We start from the raw sequence: 3,009 nt of genomic DNA, 5'->3' as shown, positions 1-3,009 counted from the left end.
CGCCTCCCGATCAACACTCACACCGCAAAACTAACCAAGGCCACCGACAAGAAACCCCGAATTGTGACCACAGAAACACAAGTGACACAAGTTATTTCGGGTTACGACGTGATGGCTACCTGAGCCGTGCGGCGGCCAACCTACTTGCGAATTCCGGCGATTGAATGGTTTGTGCCTACGCCCCCAACTCGGTCCGCATGGCGAACTCGTGGGCCTCGTTGTCGAACGCTCCCGGGTGGGCGGTGGCGCGCATCGCCGACTTGGTGGTCAACACCACGCCCCGCGCGGCGGCGACCGGATCGTCGGCGACGCTGAGCGCCAGCCCGTGGTGCACGGCGGCGTCGGCGTCGAAGCGCATGCCGAACAGGAGTGCCGCGCGGGCGACCTGCGGACCCACCGCGCGCTGCAGCATCCTTGAAGGGGATGCGTGAAGGATCCCTGGCGCCCCGGGGGATTGGCGCTCGATGGCCTGGAGCACTAATTTCCCTAAGGTGATGTTTTCAGCTACTGGTGCAGTCGGGCGGTGGATCGCCCCCTTACTCACGGTCGCAACGGTTGCCGGTGCGGGTTTTCTCGGCCACCCGGTGCAGGTCGGTCCCGCCCCGGCGGTGCGCCTGGCCGATGACGCCAACCCGTTCGCCGGCATGCCCCTCTACGTCAATCCCGCCTCAGCGGCCATGCGCGCCGCCCAGCACGCCGATCCGCCGAGTCCCGAGCTCACGGCCATCGCCAACACGCCGCAGGCGTACTGGATCGTCCCGGGCGGCTCGGCGGCCACGGTCGCCAGGTACATCGGCGACGCGCAGGCTGCTGGGGCTCTCCCGGTGCTGACGCTGTACGGAATTCCCCACCGCGACTGCGGCAGCTTCGCCGCGGGGGGCTTCGGGACGGCCGACGCCTACCGCGCCTGGATCGACGGCATCGCCTCGGACGTGGGCGCGTCGCGCACGGCGATCATCCTCGAGCCGGATGCACTCGCGATGGCCGATTGCCTGTCTGCGGACCAGCGCCAAGAGCGCTACGACTTGATCCGCTACGCCGTCGACACGCTGAGCCGCAATCCGGGCACGGCCGTGTACGTCGACGGCGGCCACCTGCGCTGGCACACTCCCGAGGACATGTCGGCCAGGCTCAACCAGGCCGGCGTCGGGCACGCGCGGGGCTTCAGCCTCAACACGGCCAACTTCTTCACCACGGAGGACGAAATCGGTTACGGCGAGGCGATTTCGGGGCTTACGAACGGTTCGCACTACGTGATCGACACCTCGCGCAACGGCGCCGGGCCGGCGCCCGACTCGAAGCTGAACTGGTGCAACCCCAGCGGCCGGGCGCTGGGCGCTGCCCCGACCGCGGCCACCGGTGGAGCGCACGCCGACGCCTACCTGTGGATCAAACGCCCCGGTGAATCCGACGGGACCTGCGACGAAGGCGACCCGCCGGCGGGCACGTTCGTGAACCAGTACGCCATCGACTTGGCCCGCAACGCGGGCCAGTAGCCCTGCACCGCCGGTGCCGAGTCGCTGCGCCAATGCGGGGAGCTCGCTGGCGATGACTCCTCCCGGTGGCCGAGGATCTCGGAGGCCAATTCGGCGAGCGGGCACGCTCCCCGGCCAGCGCCGGCTGCCCGAGTCGGTGACCTCGTAGACCCGGCGAGCGCGTCCGTCCACCCCTTCTTGTCGGGAAGTCAATCCAGGCGCCGTGGATCGGCTCGATATCCGGATGAATGAGCCCCATGAGGCACGCGAAGACACAGTCGTTTTCCCGGTGTGTGAGGTGTTGCCCGCCGCGGAGTTTCGCCACCTGGCTGAGATTTCCGAAGAGGAGGAACATCGGCGGTTCGGTCCGGCCGGCTTCGAAGGGATGGTCGACAAAGTCGCCGACATCGGAAAAAGCCTCGGCATCTCTGACCTGAGCAAGTTCACGGCGAACGAGGAATGCTGGCCTCGGGGGCGGCATTGGTCGACCGTGGCGGTGCCAGGCTCCAACCCGACAGGATGGAATCGGTGGGGCGCCTTCTTCGGCACGGCCCTCGACGACCATCTCCGTGACAATGACGTCGACATCGTGGTGGTCGCCGGATGCAACTTTCCGAATTGCCCACGCACCACGCTCTATCAAGCCAGCGAGCGCGACTACCGCATCATGTTGGTCGACGACGCGGCCTCCGGGCTCGACGAACGGGGCCGCGTCGAGATGGCCCACATCGGCGTGACGCTGTGGCGGTTACGTCTCGATCATTCCAGGAGGTCGTCGGACGGTGGTCGGATGCCGCCATTGCTGGCGGCAGGCAGCGAATGCGTGAAGGCGGGCAGCAGGTGTGTCGGGTCTCCGCGCCAGGGAAGTGCCATCAGTTGCCGGATACTACGTCGTCCGCCGAAGGCGCGCAGTGCCTCGAAATCAGAGATATCGAGCGCGAGTTGACCTGGCGCGGTCTGTGGGTCGCCGAGCTGTACCGAACCGATGGTGGGGGTGGTCAACTGGAGCGCCGGCAGCCCTGCCTCTCGGTAAATTCGGTCGCCCATCGTGGTCAGGAAACCCAGTGCCACCTCGAATGTGAGATCTGGAGTTCGGGAACCGCTTTCAGCCAGCGCGCCGCGAATGTCATGCTCGTGGGTGAGGGTATCGAAGACAAGCTGGCTTGCGGATGCCTGGGGGGCCAGATCGAGCCTGGCAGTCACCGCGTCGATCAGCTGCTCCCACAGGTCGAGTAGATCGTCGATGCTGGTCCCGCCGAGGCGATCGACCTGCGCCTTGGTCCATGAGGTGGCGGCCTTTTCCTCCATGTTGAGGGAAACGACGTCTTGGGCGACGCCGGCAAGGTGAGCAACTGTCTGGCGGATGGTCCAGCCGGGACAGGCCGGCACGGTCAGGTCGGCAACCTCAGCGCGGCTGCGGATCAGCCCGTCGATGCGTCTGTAGACGAGGCGGTAGGCCGCCGCGGCGTCGGAGATCGGCAACAGCTGCGGTGGTCGGCAGGTGTGGGACCGAGACGATCCCTCCTGGAATTCA

The 3,009-nt window shown here is 66.8% G+C and carries 2 protein-coding genes and 3 pseudogenes; 3 read left to right on the top strand and 2 right to left on the bottom strand.

What is annotated here, in order from left to right:
- Nucleotides 1-175: 175 nt before the first annotated feature.
- Nucleotides 176-412: pseudogene (locus AC2VOK_RS00710) on the bottom strand (enoyl-CoA hydratase); the annotation flags it as partial.
- A gap of 79 nt (nucleotides 413-491) precedes the next feature.
- Here AC2VOK_RS00710 and AC2VOK_RS00705 point away from each other — a divergent pair.
- The 3 genes and pseudogenes from AC2VOK_RS00705 to AC2VOK_RS00695 form a co-directional block, all read left to right on the top strand.
- Complete coding sequence (locus AC2VOK_RS00705; RefSeq protein WP_343709651.1) at nucleotides 492-1,496, top strand: glycoside hydrolase family 6 protein; 1,005 nt, start codon at nucleotides 492-494, stop codon at nucleotides 1,494-1,496.
- A gap of 217 nt (nucleotides 1,497-1,713) precedes the next feature.
- Nucleotides 1,714-1,923 (top strand): annotated as a pseudogene (locus tag AC2VOK_RS00700) (hemerythrin domain-containing protein); the annotation flags it as partial.
- Between the two features lie 42 nt (nucleotides 1,924-1,965).
- Nucleotides 1,966-2,172, top strand: a pseudogene (locus AC2VOK_RS00695) (cysteine hydrolase family protein); the annotation flags it as partial.
- 62 nt (nucleotides 2,173-2,234) lie between these two features.
- On the opposite strand, the gene AC2VOK_RS00690 reads toward AC2VOK_RS00695, so the two are convergent.
- A partial coding sequence (locus AC2VOK_RS00690; protein WP_428898759.1) for a maleylpyruvate isomerase N-terminal domain-containing protein occupies nucleotides 2,235-3,009 on the bottom strand: 775 nt, incomplete at its 5' end.

The sequence above is a fragment of the Mycobacterium sp. TH-M116 genome (assembly GCF_057473685.1).
Note: the sequence above shows the minus strand (reverse complement) of the source record. Positions and strands in the feature narration are given on the sequence as shown.